Annotated in this window: 17 protein-coding genes; 10 read left to right on the top strand and 7 right to left on the bottom strand. The window is 66.0% G+C overall.

What is annotated here, in order from left to right; genetic code table 11:
- Window positions 1-50 precede the first annotated feature (50 nt).
- Both JWQ89_RS01860 and JWQ89_RS01855 read right to left on the bottom strand, forming a co-directional pair.
- Entirely contained in the window at window positions 51-773 is a 723-nt protein-coding gene (locus JWQ89_RS01860; protein WP_299637915.1) for a DUF1045 domain-containing protein, read from the bottom strand.
- Between the two features lie 100 nt (window positions 774-873).
- Window positions 874-1395, bottom strand: coding sequence for a hypothetical protein (locus JWQ89_RS01855; protein WP_299637912.1), 522 nt, complete (start codon window positions 1393-1395; stop codon window positions 874-876).
- A gap of 301 nt (window positions 1396-1696) precedes the next feature.
- On the opposite strand from JWQ89_RS01855, the gene JWQ89_RS01850 reads away from it, so the two are divergent.
- Window positions 1697-2953, top strand: coding sequence for a glycerate kinase (locus JWQ89_RS01850; RefSeq protein ID WP_299637911.1), 1257 nt, complete (start codon window positions 1697-1699; stop codon window positions 2951-2953).
- 3 nt (window positions 2954-2956) lie between these two features.
- Here the strand turns inward: JWQ89_RS01850 and JWQ89_RS01845 are convergent, their stop codons facing one another.
- The gene (locus JWQ89_RS01845; protein ID WP_299637909.1) at window positions 2957-3157 is read right to left on the bottom strand and encodes a hypothetical protein; all 201 of its coding nucleotides are present in this window, start codon (window positions 3155-3157) and stop codon (window positions 2957-2959) included.
- Window positions 3158-3310: 153 nt separating this feature from the next.
- Here JWQ89_RS01845 and JWQ89_RS01840 point away from each other — a divergent pair, with 153 nt between their 5' ends.
- The 3 genes from JWQ89_RS01840 (at window position 3311) to JWQ89_RS01830 (ending at window position 5690) form a co-directional block, all read left to right on the top strand.
- On the top strand, window positions 3311-4249 hold the full coding sequence (locus JWQ89_RS01840; RefSeq protein ID WP_299637908.1) for a Gfo/Idh/MocA family oxidoreductase: 939 nt from the start codon (window positions 3311-3313) through the stop codon (window positions 4247-4249).
- Between the two features lie 59 nt (window positions 4250-4308).
- On the top strand, window positions 4309-4806 hold the full coding sequence (locus tag JWQ89_RS01835; protein WP_299637906.1) for a 2,4'-dihydroxyacetophenone dioxygenase family protein: 498 nt from the start codon (window positions 4309-4311) through the stop codon (window positions 4804-4806).
- 149 nt (window positions 4807-4955) lie between these two features.
- Complete coding sequence (locus tag JWQ89_RS01830; RefSeq protein WP_299637904.1) at window positions 4956-5690, top strand: SDR family oxidoreductase; 735 nt, start codon at window positions 4956-4958, stop codon at window positions 5688-5690.
- 70 nt (window positions 5691-5760) lie between these two features.
- Here the strand turns inward: JWQ89_RS01830 and JWQ89_RS01825 are convergent, their stop codons facing one another.
- The gene (locus JWQ89_RS01825; protein ID WP_299637903.1) at window positions 5761-6687 is read right to left on the bottom strand and encodes an aldo/keto reductase; all 927 of its coding nucleotides are present in this window, start codon (window positions 6685-6687) and stop codon (window positions 5761-5763) included.
- 71 nt (window positions 6688-6758) lie between these two features.
- Window positions 6759-7148: a VOC family protein gene (locus tag JWQ89_RS01820; protein ID WP_299637901.1), complete on the bottom strand. Its 390-nt coding sequence runs from the start codon at window positions 7146-7148 to the stop codon at window positions 6759-6761.
- Window positions 7149-7428: 280 nt separating this feature from the next.
- Between JWQ89_RS01820 and JWQ89_RS01815 the strand changes: the two genes are divergently transcribed.
- The 5 genes from JWQ89_RS01815 to JWQ89_RS01795 are packed head-to-tail and all read left to right on the top strand — an operon-like array spanning window position 7429 to window position 12670.
- Complete coding sequence (locus JWQ89_RS01815) at window positions 7429-9024, top strand: ABC transporter substrate-binding protein (RefSeq protein WP_299637899.1); 1596 nt, start codon at window positions 7429-7431, stop codon at window positions 9022-9024.
- Window positions 9025-9083: 59 nt separating this feature from the next.
- On the top strand, window positions 9084-10091 hold the full coding sequence (locus JWQ89_RS01810; RefSeq protein ID WP_299637897.1) for an ABC transporter permease subunit: 1008 nt from the start codon (window positions 9084-9086) through the stop codon (window positions 10089-10091).
- Window positions 10091-10993: an ABC transporter permease subunit gene (locus JWQ89_RS01805; RefSeq protein WP_299637896.1), complete on the top strand. Its 903-nt coding sequence runs from the start codon at window positions 10091-10093 to the stop codon at window positions 10991-10993. The genes JWQ89_RS01810 and JWQ89_RS01805 overlap by 1 nt, the downstream gene beginning before the upstream one ends.
- 4 nt (window positions 10994-10997) lie before the next feature.
- On the top strand, window positions 10998-11834 hold the full coding sequence (locus JWQ89_RS01800) for an ABC transporter ATP-binding protein (RefSeq protein ID WP_299637894.1): 837 nt from the start codon (window positions 10998-11000) through the stop codon (window positions 11832-11834).
- Window positions 11834-12670: a dipeptide ABC transporter ATP-binding protein gene (locus tag JWQ89_RS01795; protein WP_299637892.1), complete on the top strand. Its 837-nt coding sequence runs from the start codon at window positions 11834-11836 to the stop codon at window positions 12668-12670. The genes JWQ89_RS01800 and JWQ89_RS01795 overlap by 1 nt, the downstream gene beginning before the upstream one ends.
- Before the next feature lie 13 nt (window positions 12671-12683).
- Here JWQ89_RS01795 and JWQ89_RS01790 read toward each other — a convergent pair whose 3' ends face one another.
- Window positions 12684-13118 (bottom strand): ester cyclase, encoded by a 435-nt coding sequence (locus JWQ89_RS01790; protein WP_299637891.1) that lies wholly within the window; start codon window positions 13116-13118, stop codon window positions 12684-12686.
- A 228-nt stretch (window positions 13119-13346) separates the two neighbouring features.
- On the opposite strand from JWQ89_RS01790, the gene JWQ89_RS01785 reads away from it, so the two are divergent.
- Window positions 13347-15545 carry a bifunctional diguanylate cyclase/phosphodiesterase gene (locus JWQ89_RS01785; RefSeq protein WP_299637889.1) on the top strand — a complete coding sequence of 733 codons (2199 nt, stop codon included), beginning with the start codon at window positions 13347-13349 and terminating at the stop codon, window positions 15543-15545.
- Here the strand turns inward: JWQ89_RS01785 and JWQ89_RS01780 are convergent.
- Window positions 15542-15929 (bottom strand): Fur family transcriptional regulator (locus tag JWQ89_RS01780; RefSeq protein WP_299637887.1); only part of this gene is annotated, 388 nt, incomplete at its 5' end. The genes JWQ89_RS01785 and JWQ89_RS01780 overlap by 4 nt on opposite strands.

Here is a 15929-nt window from a genome sequence, read left to right as displayed (position 1 = left end):
GCACCAGCACCGAACCCTCGAGCACCTCGCCGGCGAGGACGATTCTTGCGTTAGCGAGCGCGAACTCGTTCATCGGCCGCCTCCCCCGTCAGCATGAAGTCGGCAACCCGCATGAACGGCGCCCCCGCCTCCGGTTCTTGGAAAAGCACCAGCCGGTCAAGCACCGTCTCGGCCTCCGCCAGTGCGCCGAAATGTGTCGCAGCGAGGCGCATATAGTGCTCGCGCTCAGTCTCGGGCAGCCGGTCGGTAAGGGTCATGTGGAAGCGGAACTCTTCGAATACGTATGGGTAGCCGAAACGATCCATCAGTTCGATCTGCCGGGGGCTGAGATGCCCGCCATTGAGCCGACGCTCGCGCTCCGCAGCTGAGGGCGGGGCCCGGAACGGCTCGAACGCCTCGACCACCTCGCCGGCGAAATCGGTGAGCTCAGTACTCTGGTCGGCCGGGATCAGCGCGAGGAATCCGTCGATCAGGTGCAGTTTCAGCCGCCCGATCTCGACCGGCTCCGTTTCGGCCGCGAACGTCGCCAAGGCATCCTCGAGTTCGGCGCGGCTCCTGCCTTCGGCCAGCGCCATCGGCGCCTTGATCGTCGCGTGAAAGCCATAGCGGCGGGCCGAGACGTTCCGGTCGAACAGCGCACCCCGCGCCGTGGCAGCCAGCGGGGTATCGGGCGCCGCTCCGGTCAGCGGGTCGCGGCCCAGCCACTCGGCGGCTTTGGCCCAGAGCGGCTCGTCCGCACCGGGCGCATAATAGATGGCAAAGCGTTCGGGCATGGATGGACTGCGGCTCGGCAAGGACGGGGCTCACTAGCCGCGTTCGATGTCAGTTTTTTGTCAGCCCGGCAAGGAGTTCACAAGCAGCCGTCGGATGGGGTCAGATGACCCGCGCCACGCAGTCCGCACCCTTGTCGGCCCCGCCGTCGAGCACGTTGTCGGCCACCAGTGTATCGCCGCCCGCCAGCGGGCTGAGCAACGCAAAGAAGCCGCGCTTGCCCTCGTTTCGCAGCTGCCACTTGATCCGCGTGCCGGCGGGCAGCAGTTCCGGGCTGTGATTGACGACGACGATGGCGTTGGCGGTGCCCGCCACGGCGCAGGTCAACTCGACGTGGAGGCCAAAATGCCGCGTCTGCAACGTCGGCTGCGCGTCGACGAGTTCCGTCGACGGGGAGTCCGACTGCGAGTTGTCGATGCTTCTGATGCCGCTCTCGCCGCCACCAGGCGCCAGCCCGGTTTCACTCTCCGGCTTCGGCTCTCCGACCGGCGGCGCTTCGCCCCCGGGCAGCAGTTCCCGGACGGGCTCGGCGTAGGCAGGCGCCGGCATCAGCAGGGGACCCAGGATCGGGGACAACATCAATGTCGCGAGCACAGCGCCCGCGATAGGACGAACATGGTTCATTATTGTTTCCTGCGCAGGCCCCTCGATCGCGTCCACGATCGATGCCTGACTATGTCGTTGGTTTCTCGTGGCGGCAACTAGGTCCCGACGCTTGAACCAAGCGTGAGGTGTGCATTTAGCCGCGGTTCAGCAAGAGCAACTGATATCGTTGCGCATCCGACACAGGTCGAGCCCGGTCCATCTTGCGCGCCCCATAACAGCCGCAAGATGTACTGGAGATGAACGCATTCCCGGGCCGACCGGCTTGCCTCGACGGTCCAGCGCCGACAATATGCCGCGAAATCAGGGCCCGACGGACGCAATGGATCGCGATCTCCTCGAACGGCTGTTCCACCGCGCGGTCGACGCGGCCCAGCCGCAGCACGCCATTGCCGCCAACCTTCCCACCCCGCCCAGGGGGCGCACCGTCGTCATCGGCGCCGGCAAGGCCTCGGCGCAGATGGCGCGGGCGTTCGAACTCGCCTGGCCTGGCGCGATCGACAGCAGCCTTGTCGTCACCCGCTACGGCTACGCCACGGCCTGCGAGCGCATCGAGATCGTCGAGGCCTCCCACCCGGTGCCCGATGTCGCCGGCTACCTCGCCGCCCGCCGCATGATGGAGAAGGTCTCGGGCCTCGGCCATGACGATCTGGTGGTAGCGCTGATCTCCGGCGGCGGTTCGGCCCTCCTGCCGCAGCCGGCGCCGGGCCTGAGCTTCGAGGATGAGCAGGCGGTCAACGAGGTACTGCTCGCCTCAGGCGCGCCGATTTCGGTGATGAACGTCATCCGTAACGAGCTCAGCGCCATCAAGGGCGGCCGGCTCGCGGCGCTCGCCTCGCCGGCGCGCGTCGCCACCCTCATCGTCTCCGATATCCCCGGCGACGATCCCTCGCTGGTCGCCTCCGGCCCCACCGTGCCCCTTTCCTCCGGCCGCGCCGAAGCACGGCACCTTGCTTCACTCCATCGGCTGAAGCTGCCGGCGGCCGCCGAGGAACTGCTCGCCTCCGACCTCAACCCGGCGCCCAGCGCCGGCGACGCCCGCTTCCATCACAACACCGTGCGCATCATCGCCTCGGCGGCGCTGTCGCTCGAAGCCGCCGCGGCCGAGGCCCGGCAGGCGGGGCTCGAAGCGCGCATCCTCTCCGATGCGATCGAGGGTGAGGCGCGCGATGTCGCGGGCGTGCTCGCGGCGCTGTCCCGCGAGATCAGGACCCGCAACCGGCCCTTCACCCGGCCGTCGCTGCTGCTGTCCGGCGGCGAGACCACCGTCACCATCCGTGGCGACGGCCGCGGCGGCCGCAATTCCGAGTTCCTGCTCGCCCTCGCCCTTGCCATCGACGGCATCGACGGCATCACCGCGCTCGCCGCCGATACCGACGGCATCGATGGGGCAGGGGACAATGCCGGCGCGGTGTGCGACGGCCAGAGCGCCGGCCGCATGCGCGCCGCCGGCATCGATCCCCGCCGGGCCCTCGCCAACAACGACGCCTACAACGCCTTCCGCGCCATCAACGGACTGCTCGTCACCGGACCGACCGGGACCAACGTCAACGACTTCCGCGCCATTGTCGTGCGCTGACGGCTACTCTTCTACCCACGAGTCGAACTCGCCGTCCTTCTTCAGGCGGGCCACCATGTAGCCGCCACGACCGCGCGGGCGCACCTCGTAGTCGAAATCCTTGCCGTCCATGGCCCGCTGCAGAGCTGCCGCGCTCTCGGCGCTCTCGGCCGAGGCGAACACCTGCGGCGCGCTGTTGCCCTCGCTGACGAATGCCCGTGACATCGCGATCTCCTTTCGCCTTTCGCCGATACTCTACTCCAAACGCCCGAGAACCGGGTTCGCCTTCGGCAACCGGACGATTTTTGTGACTATGCAACTTCACATCGGCCACCGCTTCCTCTTAAGTGCCGCCGGTTTCAGGGGAGCGTTTCGGCAATGGCCAAAAAGAAGATCGCCGTCATCGGTATCGGCAAGATCGCGCAGGACCAGCATCTGCCGGTGATCGACAAGAGCCTGGATTTCGAACTTGCGGCCTGCGTCTCGACCCGTGGCATCGGCCACCGCGACGTGCCGGTGTTCAGGACCCCAGCCGAGTTCTACAAGGCCATGCCCGAGGTGAAGCTCGTCGCCTTCTGCACCCCGCCCGGAGTGCGCCACGCCTATGTGCGCCAGGCGATCGATGCCGGCATGGACGTGCTGCTCGAAAAGCCGCCGACCCCGACCATCACCGAGTTCGAGGACCTCGTCGCCTATGGCGAAAAGAAAGGCCGGGTGCTCTTCCAGACCTGGCATTCGCGCTACAATGCGGCGGTCGATGCAACGAGGCTCATCCTCAAGGACGAAGGGGTCGCCTCGGTCCGCATCGACTGGCGGGAGAGCGTCCGCAAATGGCACCCCGGCCAGGAATGGGTGTGGGAGCCCGGCGGCTTCGGCGTCTGCGATCCGGGCATCAACGCCATGTCGATCTTCACGAGGATCATGCCGTTCCCCGTCTTCGTCGAGTCGGCGAAGCTCAAGTTCCCCGCCAACCGGCAGACCCCGGTCGATGCCGAAATTGTCTTCAAGTCGGCCCAGAAGCACCAGCCAAGGCTCAGCGCCGGCTTCAACTGGCTCGAGGAGTCGGGCGAGATCTGGACCGTCGCCATCGAGACGCTCAAGGGCTCGAAGCTGCGGCTCGAAAAGGGCGGCACGGTTTTGCAGGTCAACGGCGACACCACCGTCTCCAACCCGTCCGAGGAGTACGAGGCGATCTACGAGCGCTTCGCCAAGCTGTTGAAGAAGGGCAAGTCCGAAATGGATGGCTCGCCCCTCCGACTCATCGGCGATGCGTTCCTGCTCGGGGCGCGCGAGAACGTCGACGACTTCCACTGGTAGACTGGAGTTCCCCTCATCCGGCGCTGCGCGCCGTGAGGGTCTTTCTGAGGAGTATCTGGATGTACGAAACCTTCAACGGCTCGGCCCACCCACTGGCGCCCAAGGAAATCGCCATCACCGCGGTGCCGGAAGACGAGCGCGTCTGGGTGCCGCAGGCCGAGGGCGTGTGGTTCCGCCCGCTGTTCCTCAACACGCTGCAGGGCCAGTGGTGCAACCTGCTGCGCGTCCGCCGCTCAGGCATCCTCAGCCGCCACCTCCACCCGCAGCCCGTCCACGGCTACGTCATCAAGGGCCGCTGGCACTATCTCGAGCACGACTGGATCGCCGAGACCGGCTCCTATGTCTTCGAGCCGCCGGGTGAGATCCACACCCTGACGGTCCCCGAGGATACGCCCGAAATGATCACGTTCTTCAACATCTCCGGCTGCATGGTCTACCTCGACAAGGACAACAGGCAGATCGGCTTCGAGGATGTCTTCACCAAGATCGACATGTGTCGCAAGCACTACGACAAGGTGGGGCTCGGGGCGGACTACGTGAACCAGTTCGTGCGGTAGGCCGCTCTTCCGGCGCTTCGCCCACCTTCTCCCCGACGGGGAGGAGTAAAGGGCTCGGGCAAGCCGCAGCGTGTTCCTCTCCCCGTCGGGGAGAGGGTGGATCGGCCGAAGCCAAGACGGGTGAGGGGCGGGAAGCCCGGGAGCAAGACGTGACCAACAGCCACTGGGCTACTGAATTCTATGCCAACAAGACCGTCGTCATCACCGGCGGCACTTCCGGCATCGGCCAGGGCATCGGCCGTGCCTTCGCCGATGCCGGCGCCATCGTCCGCGTCACCGGCGCCACACAGGCGGAAGTCGAAGCGGGCGCCGCCGCCGAGCCCCGCTTCCGTTACACCCAGCTTGATGTCCGCAACTCCGAGCAGGTCGCGGAATACGCGGCGACCTTCGGCGCGGTCACCGCACTGGTCAATTGCGCCGGCGTCAACCTGCGAGCGGCCGAACTTACCGTCGAGGGCTTCGAGACCGTCATCGACATCAACCTCAACGGCTCGATGCGCGCCGCCTATGCCTTCCGCGACAAGCTTGCGGGCGGCGCCATCCTCAATATCGGCTCGATGTTCTCGTTTTTCGGCGCGCCGCACGCCCCGGCCTATGCGGCGTCCAAGCACGCTGTCGCCGGCCTGACCAAGTCGCTTGCGGTCGCCTTCGCCAGGGAAGCCATCCGCGTAAACGCTCTGGCCCCCGGCTGGATCGAGACTGCGATGACCGCCGTCCCGCGTGCCAACGAGGCCCGCAACGCCGAGCTGATGGGCCGCACCCCGCTTGGGCGGTGGGGCACCCCGGCCGATCTCGCGCCGGCGGCGCTGTTCCTGTGTTCGCCGCTCGCCGGCTACATCACCGGCGCCATCCTGCCTATTGACGGCGGCTACCTGATCGCCTGACCGGCAAGACTCTTGTCCCGGCCATCCCGCCTAAGCGGGGACGACACCGGGTATCGGGTGGGGTGCCGTGTCACCTTCCGGCGTCAGTCAGTTCCTTCAAGTCCGCCGCGCTGAGCTGAAGCTGCGCCCCGCGCGCGAGGCTCTGCAGCTGCTCGATCGAGGTCGCCGAGGCGATCGGCGCGGTCACACCCGGCTGTGCGTTGAGCCAGGCGAGCGCCAGTTCGGCCGGCGTCGCGCCGGTGCGGGCGCTCACTGCATCGAGCGCGGCAAGGATCCGGTGCCCCTTGGCATCGAGGTATCGCGTCATCCGCGCCCCGCGTGCGCTCTTGCCGAAATCCGCCTCCGACCGGTACTTGCCGGTAAGGAAGCCTGCCGCGAGACTGAAATAGGTGATGACGCCGATCTCGTTGCCAACGCAGAAATCCTGTAGCGGCCCCTCGAATATCTCCCGCGCGTAAAGGTTGTACTCGGGCTGCTCGCTCTCGTAGCGCGCATATCCGTTGGCCTGGCTGATCGCCAGCGCCTCGGCGTGCATCTCGGCCGTGAAGTTCGAGGCGCCGATGAAGCGCACCTTGCCGGCCTTGACCAGCCGGTCATAGGCGCCCAGCGTCTCTTCCTGCGGCGTCGCCTCGTCCGGCCAATGGGTCTGGTAGAGGTCGATCACGTCGGTCTGCAGGCGCTTGAGCGACGCCTCGACCTCCTGTTCGATCCAGCGGGCCGAGAGGTCGCGGTGGCCCTGGCCCATGTCCGAGCCAACCTTGGTGAAGACCAGCACCTTGTCACGGTTGCCGCGCGCCTTCATCCAGTTGCCCAAAATGGTCTCGGATTTCCCCCGGCCATATACATCGGCGGTGTCGATCGCGGCGAACCCTGCATCGAGGAAGGCATCGAGCACGCGGAAGGCGTCGGCTTCCTCAAGCGTCCACCCCAGCACGTTGCCGCCGAAGACCAGCGGTTCAAAGGTCAATTCCGAGCGTCCGAGGCGGCGCTTTGCCATGATAATCTCCGAGGTGGGGAGGAAGACGGCGAACCTAGACCCGGCCCGTCCGTCTGCCAAGGCGGCGGGCATCAACCTTTCGGCTGGATCAGGTCCCATTTGTTTCCATAGAGATCCTCGAACACCGCCACCGACCCGTAGGGCTCGTGGCGCGGCGCTTCGAGGAATTTCACCCCGCGCTCCACATAGATGGCATGGTCACGCCCGAAATCGTCGGTTTCGAGGAAGAAGCCCACGCGGCCGCCGGTCTGGTTCCCGACATGGCGCGCCTGCTCCATCCCGTCGGCCCTGGCGAGCAACAGCTTCGCGCCACCGCCGGCCGGCGCTACCACGACCCAGCGCTTGCCCCCGCCCATGTCGGTATCGGCGAGCAGCGCGAATCCAAGTTTGCCGCAATAGAACGAAACCGCATCATCGTAGTCGGCGACGACGAGGGCGATTGTGGCGACCGATTGGCTCATGCGCGGATCATTTGCGGCAAGGCCACGCTATCGTCAATCGGTTGCCCGCACGATCGATCTACGCCTGCGCAACCGATTTACCTGCCGCGAAAGCCCGGTTTGCGACGAACCCACGCTTTGCGAAATCCCTTTCTGCATGAGCGACCTTTGACCATCCGGTCAAACTGGACCATTGCGTGGCGGAGGAAAAAGCGCTTTGTTGCGCGCCAAGCTCCGGCCGGCATGAGGGACTCCTTGCCGTTGAACGCCGGGGCGCAATGCTATTCGGGAGACAAACATCATGCATTTGATGAAAACCCTGCTCGCCGCCACAGCGCTCGTCGCGGTGATGGGCGGCAGCGTCTATGCCAAGCAGCTCGTGTTCTGCTCGGAAGCTTCGCCGGCGCATTTCGACCCCGGTCCGACCACCGGCGGTAACGACTTCGACGCCTCGTCGCGCACCATCTATGACCGTCTCGTCGAGTTCGAGCATGGCGGCACCGCCGTCATCCCGGGCCTCGCCGAGAAATGGGAAGTTTCGGCCGACGGCCTGGAGTACACCTTCCACCTCCGTCCCGGCGTCAAGTTCCACACCACCTCCTACTTCACTCCCACCCGCGACCTCAACGCCGATGACGTGATCTTCTCGTTCGAGCGCCAGTGGAAGCAGGACAACCCGTGGTTCGCCTACCTCGAGGGCCTGTCCTGGGACTACTTCCAGGGCATGGATATGCCCAAGTTCCTGAAGTCGATCGACAAGGTCGATGACCTGACCGTCAAGTTCACGCTCACCGAGCCCAATGCTCCGATGATCGCGAACCTGGGCATGGACTTCGCCTCGATCGTCTCGAAGGAATATGCAGACCAGCTGGCCGCCTCCGGCAACCTCGCCGATTTCGCCAACAAGCCGATCGGCACCGGTGCCTTCACCTTCGTCGACTACCAGACCGACGCCGTCATCCGCTACGCCGCCTTCCCCGACTACTGGCGCGGCAAGGTGGCGATCGACGACCTGATCTTCGCCATCACCACGGATCCCGCGGTGCGTGCGCAGAAGCTCAAGGCCGGCGAATGCGATATCATGAGCTACCCGGCTCCGGCCGATATCGACGGCCTCAAGGCTGATACCAACCTCCAGGTCCTCGAGCAGGAAGGCCTGAACATCGGCTATATGTCGTACAACACCACGGTTGCCCCGATGGACGACGTCAACGTCCGCAAGGCGCTGTCGATGGCCATCAACAAGACGGCGATCGTCGACGCGGTCTACCAGGGCGCCGGCCAGGTGGCCAAGAACCTGATCCCGCCGACCATGTGGTCGTACGACAACGACATCCAGGACACCCCGTATGATCCGGAAGGCGCCAAGAAGCTCCTCGCCGATGCCGGTGTCACCGGCTTGACCCTCGACCTCTGGGCCATGCCTGTGTCGCGTCCGTACAACCCGAACGCGCAGCGCGTTGCCGAACTGATCCAGGCCGACTGGGCCGCGGTCGGCGTCACCGCCAACATCGTCACCTACGAGTGGACCGAGTACCGCGAGCGCGGCAAGCAGAAGGACCGTCCGGGTGCGTTCCAGATCGGCTGGACCGGCGACAACGGCGATCCGGATAACTTCTTCGCTACCCTGTTCTCCTGCTCGGCCATTGGCGTGTCCAACTACTCGAGCTGGTGTAACCCGGACTTCGAAGCGGCCATCCAGGACGCCAAGAAGGTCTCCGACCAGGCCGCGCGCACGGCGCTCTACACCAAGGCCCAGGAAATCTTCAAAGCCGAAGAGCCGGCGATGACGATCGCCCACTCCAAGGTGTTCATGCCGATGAACAAGCGTGTCGTGGGCTACACCATGGATCCGCTCGGCATCCACCGCTTCGACAATGTCGACGTAACCGAATAATCAGAGATAGAGTCCGAAGGGCGGCGCCATGACCGGCGCCGCCCTTTGGCACATTTGGAATGCTGCGCTTCATCCTCCAGAAACTCGCCCTGATCGTGCCGACCATCATCGGCATCACGATCGCGTCGTTCGCCTTCATCCGCCTGCTTCCCGGCGACCCCATCCTCGCTATGGCCGGCCAGCACGGCGTCACCCCCGCGCGCTACGAGATCCTGAAGGAACAGTTCGGCTACAACCTGCCGATCTGGCAGCAGTACTTCAACTACGTCGCCGGTGTCCTGCATGGCAATTTCGGCGTCTCGCTGGCGACCAAGCGCCCGGTGATCGACGAGTTCATGACCCTGTTCCCGGCGACGGTCGAACTCGCGCTGTTCGCCATGCTGATCGCCGTGGCGCTGGGCATCCCTGCAGGCATCTTCGCCGCCATCAAGCGCGGTTCATGGTTCGACCAAATCACCATGGGCGTGGCGCTCACCGGCTATTCCATGCCGATCTTCTGGTGGGGCCTGCTGCTGATCATCTTCTTTTCGGGTTATCTCGGCTGGACCCCGGTCTCGGGCCGCATCGCGCTCAACTTCTTCTTCCCGCGCGTCACCGGCTTCATGCTGATCGACAGCCTCATCGCCGGTAATCCCGCCGCCTTCGTCTCGGCGCTCCGGCACCTGATCCTGCCCGCTATCGTGCTGGGCACCATTCCGCTCGCCGTCATCGCCCGGCAGACACGCTCGGCCATGCTCGAAGTCTTGGGCGAGGACTATGTGCGCACGGCGCGCGCCAAGGGTCTCGAACCCGGCCGCGTCGTCGGCGTCCACGCCTTCCGCAACGCGCTGATCCCGGTCGTCACCACCATAGGCCTGCAGGTCGGGCTGCTGATGGGCGGCGCCATCCTCACCGAGACGATCTTTTCCTGGCCGGGCATCGGCAAATGGATGATCGACTCGATATCGAAGCGGGACTACGTCTCAGTGCAGTCGGGCCTGCTGCTCATCGGGCTGATCGTCATGGGAGTGAACCTCCTCGTCGACATCCTTTACGCCGTCATCAATCCGCGCATCAGGGTGCAGTGATGGCCACGGAAATCATCGCCGCCCCGACCGCTCCCACCCGTTTCAGCGGCCTGCGTGAGTTCTGGTACTATTTCTCGATGAACCGCGGGGCCGTGATCGGCCTCGTCGTGTTCGTGCTGCTGATCCTCGTCGCCATCTTCGCGCCGCTCATTGCGCCGTTCCCGGCCGACCAGCAGTTCCGCGACTTCATCCGCATGGCGCCGCCCTTTGCCGGCGGAACGCAGCCGCAGTTCCTGCTGGGCACCGACGAGGTCGGCCGCGACATCCTCTCGCGCCTCATCTACGGCGCCCGTTATTCGCTGTTCATCGGCTTCTTCGTCGTCACGGCGGCGCTCTTCACCGGAGTGACCCTGGGGCTCCTCGCCGGCTATTTCCGCGGCTGGGTCGATGCGCTGATCATGCGGGTGATGGACATCATCCTCGCTTTCCCCTCGCTGCTGCTGGCGCTGGTGCTGGTCGCCATCCTCGGGCCCGGCCTGTTCAATGCCATGCTGGCCATCGCGCTGGTTCTGCAGCCGCATTTCGCCCGTCTGACCCGCGCCGCCGTGCTGTCGGAGAAGAGCCGCGAATACGTCACCTCCGCCAAGGTCGCCGGGGCAGGGAACCTCAGGCTGATGTTCATCACCATCCTGCCCAACTGCCTCGGGCCGCTGATCGTCCAGGCGACGCTGAGCTTCTCGAACGCCATCCTCGAGGCCGCGGCGCTGGGCTTCCTCGGCATGGGCGCGCAGCCGCCGACGCCCGAATGGGGCACCATGCTGGCCCGCGCCCGCGAGTTCATCACCTCGGCCTGGTGGATCGTCACCATGCCCGGCCTTGCCATCCTCATCACCGTGCTGGCCATCAACCTCATCGGCGACGGGCTGCGCGACGCGCTCGATCCCAAGCTCAAGCGGAGCTGAGCCGATGCACCTGCTCGAAGTGAAAAACCTCACCGTCAGCTTCGACACCTCGATCGGCGTGTTTCATGCCGTCAAGGGCATCGACCTGCATGTCGATGCGCGCGAAGTGCTCGCCATCGTCGGTGAATCCGGCTCCGGCAAGTCGGTCGCCATGCTGGCCGTCATGGGCCTCTTGCCCGTCACCGCCACGGTCAGCGCCGACAGGATGATTTTCGACGGCAAGGACTTGCTGGCCATGTCGCCCGCCGCCCGCCGCAAGATCATCGGCAAGGACGTCGCGATGATCTTCCAGGAGCCGATGACCAGCCTCAATCCGTGCTTCACGGTGGGCTTCCAGATCGAGGAAGTGCTGCGCTTCCACCTCGGCATGGACAAGGCGCAGCGCCGCGACCGTGCTATCGAACTGCTGGAGCAGGTCGGCATCACCAACCCGGCCGAGCGCCTCAAATCCTACCCGCACCAGATGTCGGGCGGGCAGAACCAGCGCGTCATGATCGCCATGGCCATTGCCTGCAACCCCAAGCTGCTGATCGCCGACGAACCGACCACCGCCCTCGACGTCACCATCCAGAAGCAGATCCTCGACCTCCTGGTGCGGCTGCAGGCCGAGCACGGCATGGGGCTGATCATGATCACCCATAATATTGGCGTCGTCGCGGAAACCGCCGACCGCGTGGTGGTGCAATACAAGGGCAGGAAGATGGAGGAGGCGGGCGTGCTCGAGCTCTTCACCGATCCCAGGAGCCCCTATACGCGCGCGCTACTCGCGGCGCTCCCGGAGAATGCCACCGGCGACCGCCTGCCCACCATTGCCGGCTTCAATTTCGAGGACGCACCCTGATGGCCATCGTCCTCGAAGCGAGCAACCTTGTCCGCGACTACCATATCGGCGGCACGCTCTTCGGCGGCGGCCGCACCGTGCATGCCGTCAAGGGCGTGAGCTTCAGGCTCGAACAGGGCAAGACCCTCGCCATCGTCGGCGAATCGGGGTCGGGCAAGTCGACCCTGGCGCGCATTCTCACCCTGATTGACCGGCAGACCGCGGGCGAATTGAAGATCGACGGCGAGACCATCGATATCGCCAAGACCGGCGTCACCGCCGCGATGCGGCGCAAGGTGCAGATCGTCTTCCAGAACCCCTACGGTTCGCTCAACCCGCGCCAGAAGATCGGCGACGTGCTGATGGAGCCGTTGCTCCTCAACACCGACATGCCGAAGGCCGAGCGCCGTGACCGGGCCCTCGAAATGCTCACAAAGGTCGGGCTGCTGCCCGAGCATTTCAATCGCTACCCGCACATGTTCTCGGGCGGCCAGCGGCAGCGCATCGCCATCGCCCGCGCCATCATCATGCGGCCCTCGCTGCTGGTGCTCGACGAGCCGGTCTCGGCGCTCGATCTCTCGGTCCAGGCGCAAATCCTCAACCTGCTCGCCGACCTGCAGGACGAGTTCGGCCTGACCTATGTGTTCATCAGCCATGACCTGAGCGTGGTGAAGTACATCGCCGACGAGGTGATGGTGATGTATCTGGGCGAGGCGGTGGAGACCGGCACGCGCGACAAGCTGTTCTCCAACCCCGAGCACCCCTACACCAAGGCCCTGTTCGCCGCGACGCCCCGGGCCGATGTCGAAAGCATCAAGGCCAGGTTGGCGAGGAAAGCCGCCCTGGCCTCGGCCTGAGCCCCCCCGGCGGTCAGCGCGCAGCCGACGTGATGCCCATCTGCATCATCAGCCCGGCAACATCCGGATGGGTGCGGAATTCGACGATCTTGCCGTCGCGGACACGCGCAAAATAGTCGCCGCGCGAGGTGACCTTCTTCTGCGTCGGCGGAATGGATTGGCCGCCCCAGTTCATCGTGCCGGTATTGGTGCCGACGAACTCGAGCTCGCTCGCCACGGCATCGTCGCCGACGATCTGGCTGACGCGCCTCGTGTGCAGGTCGGGAAACGCCGTCATCCAGGAGTCGAAATACGCCTTGGCCGCCTGCTTGTCGCGCATCGGTTCGGGCGTCCCCCAATCGTACCAGACGAAGTCATCCGCCAGGAGGCTGAGGAATGCCTCGCTGTCATGCTTGTCCCAGGCCGCGAGGCCCTGGTCATCGATCCGCTTCAGTTCGTCCTTGGTCATGGCATTCTCCATCTGCTGGGCGAACGCCACGCGCCCCCTCACGTGGCGCCGGAACCTCAATTCTAGCACCGTGCCAGTAGCGCCACCAGTCGTCGCACTCCAGCGCACTCTCTCCTCCGCCCTGCGCCGCCGCGCTTAAGCCGGTGTTAAGCGGCGCCTCGTAGCCTTCACCGATGCCTCTCTCGCCGGTGTTTCTTATTGCCGAAAGCTGCCGCAACTACCCTGGCATTGGCCGCTAGCGCCCGCGGCGCGAAGCGACGTGCCCGCCAGGAATCGGCACTGTTCAATTTCACCGCCTGGATCGCGCTGCCGGCCGGGGCCGTCTATTTCAGCGTCTGCGCGCTGGTGTTCCTCGCCATGCACCTGATGAGCGCGGAGATGAACGCCATCGATTCCGATCGCGGCAAGAGCGCCATCGCCGCGGCGGTCGCCTCGCTCGTGGTCGGCCTCGGCGAAAGCGTGGCCGACGAGGCGACCTGGACCGAGGCCTATGTCAACACCTACATCGAGCCCAATCCGGCCTGGCACGATTCCACCTGGGGCGCCACTGCCCGCATCTCCGATACCTACGACACCGCCATCCTCACCGACGTCAAAGGCAATATCGTCTTCGGCGAAACCAGCCGCGGGCCTGTGGCGGGCACGCTGGGCGAGCTGTTCTCGGGGGTTCCCGAACTGCTCGAGGAGCTGGAAACCGGCCTCTCCCGGTTCGGCGACGATGCCACCGTCTCCCACCTGTCGCGCAACGAGCGCGGCGTCGTGGCGCTCGCCGGCGCGGTGGTCCATGGCAATTCGGGCCAGGCCAGCATTCCGCGCGAGCAGCGGCGCGTGCTGTGGCTGGCACACCAGCTTGACGACGTCATGCTGCGCGACGTCGCCGCCCGCTTCGACCTGCCACTGCCGCGCCTCGTCCAGGCGCCCAATCCGGGGCACGACTGGATGGCGCTCGCCGATGCCTCCGGCGTCCGCATCGCCACCATCGACTGGCCGCCGCGCCGCCCGGGCGATCCCGCCTTCGCCCATACCGCCACCATTGCCGTGCTGGTGATGCTGGTGCTCGGCGGACTGGTCTTCGTCGTCCTCGCGGCGTTCCGCCACTCCATCGAGCAGCGCGCCGTGTCCGACGCGCGCGACTGGTACAATGCCCGCTACGACGAGACGACGGGCCGGCTCAGCCGCTTCGGGCTCGAGGAGCAACTCGCCAACCTGATCCCGAGGAAGCGCGCCGAACTGCCGCTCGCCGTCAGCCAGATCAATGTCGACGGCCTCATCGACGTGGTCGGGCTCTACGGCCGCGAGACGGCCAACCAGCTGCTGATCGCGCTCGCCGCACGGTTCGAGTCCGTAACCGGCGGAGCGGCGAGCATCGCCCGCACCGGCCCCGCCGAGATCACCCTCGCCCGCATCGGCGAGGACGCGGGTGGGACGATCCGCCGCTTCGCCGAGCGCATCCTCGCCGGCGCCGGCGACCCCGTGCCGGTCGGCAACCTGAAGCTCAAGATCGGGCTCAGCATCGGCGTGGCCGAGGCGCCCACCACCCGTGGTAACGTTGGCGCAGTCATTCGCATGGCGGAGACCGCCGTCGCCCGGGCGCGCGAAACCGGCGGCAACCACACTGTCGAGTACGATCCGGCGATCGAGGACGAGCGCCGCCGCCGCATCGAGCTGCAGGCCGATATCCGCCGCGGGCTCGAGGCCGGCGAGTTCGACCTCGAATATCAGCCGATCATCGATTTCCGCACCCAGGCCATCCTCGGTGTCGAGGCGCTGATGCGCTGGAACCGCCGCGCCGCCGGCCCGATGGGCCCCGGCGAGTTCATCCCGGCAGCCGAGGCCTCGGGCCTTATCGATGACCTGGGCATGTTCGCGCTGCGCCGCGCCATCGAGGAAATCGGTCCGCTCGGCGATCTCAAGATCTCGGTCAACGTCTCGCCCGCCCAGCTGCGCAACCCGACGCTGCCGCAGACGGTGTTTTCCACCCTCGAGGAGTGGGGCGTCGCCTCCACCAGGCTGCAGCTCGAGGTGACCGAATCCTTCCTCGTCTCGAACCCCGAGCGCGCCATCGGCCTGATCGAGCAGTTGCGCGCGGCCGGCATCCTGATCGCGCTCGACGATTTCGGCACCGGCTACTCCTCGATCGGCTACCTCAAGCAGTTCAAGTTCGACCGGGTGAAGCTGGACCGCTCGCTCGTCGACGAGATCGACAGCGATCCGGTGCAGGCCGCGCTCGTCGAATCCACCATGATCTACGCCTACGCCATGGGGCTGGCCGTCACAGCCGAAGGGGTGGAACGACGCGAGGAGGCCGCGCTGCTGTCCCGGCTCGGCTGCCGGGAGTTCCAAGGCTATCTGTTTGCCCGCCCGCTTCGCCTGGCGCAACTCGTCCGCCTGCTTGGCGAACAGTCACCGATGCGCGAGGCCAGTTAGCCGCGCGCCCGGCAATCGGCGCAGCGGCCGCGGAGCTCGATGGTCGTGCGCTCGAGCGTGAATCCGGTCTGCCTGGCCCACGCCCCGAGCCGCTCCGTCACCTCGGGATCGGCGAATTCGTCCACCCGTCCGCAGCCCGAGCAGATGGCGAACGCCGCTGTGCCGCTCGCCCGCATACGGCAGCCTACGTCGGCGCAGCAGACGAAGGCGTTTAGCGATTCCAGCCGGTGCGCCAGTCCCTGTTCCATCAGCTTGTCGAGCGCCCGGTACACCTGCAGAGGCGCGCGCAAGCCGTCGTCACGCAGCTTGTCGAGGATGTCATAGGCCGAGAGCGGCGCCTCGGCGCCGTTCAGCGTCTTGAGCACCAGATCCTGGTTGCGCGTC

Origin of the sequence: Devosia sp., assembly GCF_028290645.1 — a bacterium.
Taxonomy (GTDB): Bacteria; Pseudomonadota; Alphaproteobacteria; order Rhizobiales; family Devosiaceae; genus Devosia_A.
Note: the sequence above shows the minus strand (reverse complement) of the source record. Positions and strands in the feature narration are given on the sequence as shown.